Origin of the sequence: Gordonia hydrophobica NBRC 16057 (assembly GCF_001592365.1) — a bacterium.
GTDB classification, from domain to species: Bacteria; Actinomycetota; Actinomycetes; order Mycobacteriales; family Mycobacteriaceae; genus Gordonia; species Gordonia hydrophobica.
This window is the reverse complement of record NZ_BCWU01000043.1, coordinates 1-715: the sequence shown is the minus strand read 5'-3', so window position 1 is coordinate 715 and position 715 is coordinate 1. Positions and strand designations below refer to the sequence as shown.

Sequence of the window (715 nt, the reverse complement as noted above, 5' to 3'; positions counted from 1 at the left end):
CGAGGTGCCGGCCACCGAGGCCGGCTACACCGAGTTGGTCGATTTCGTAGCCGACCGCGTCGAGGGTCGGACCCGGATGTGGGCGATCGAGGGCACCGCCTCACATGGTGCGAATCTGACCCGTTACCTCCACGCCGACGGCCACTACGTGGTAGAGATGGATCGCCCGCAGCGGGCACCGCGGCGTCACGGCGCCAAAACCGATGCCATCGACGCGGTCCGCGCCGCCCGGGAGGCCCTGGCTCGCGAACGCAACAATCTGCCCAAGGTCGACGGTCATCGCCATGCGGTGGCCACCCTGCTCACCGTGCGCCGCTCGGCAGTCAAGGCCGCCAGTAACGCCCGCCGCCAACTCCATGGGCTGATCGTGTCCGCCCCCGAACAGGTACAACGACGCTTCGACGATCACACCCCGCTGCAAAGGGTGAAAACCGCTGCGCGACTACGCATTCGGAAAGACACACCGATGGAATCGGCGATCACCATCCAGGTGTTGCGTAACCTCGCCCGCCGTATCAGCGACCTCCACGCCGAGATCGACAGCTACGACAAGCAGATCACCGACGTCCTCACCGACTGGTGCCCACAACTGCTCGATGAACCCGGTATCGGCCCGATCACCGGTGCAGTGATCCTCTCGGCCTACTCCCACCCCGGCCGTATCCACTCCGAAGGCGGCTTCGCCATGCTCGCCGGCACCGCCCCCATCCCCGCC

General features: G+C 66.6%; 1 protein-coding gene. It reads left to right on the top strand.

What is annotated here, in order from left to right:
• Window positions 1-715 (top strand): IS110 family transposase (locus tag GH2_RS21150; protein ID WP_157086200.1); only part of this gene is annotated, 715 nt, incomplete at both ends.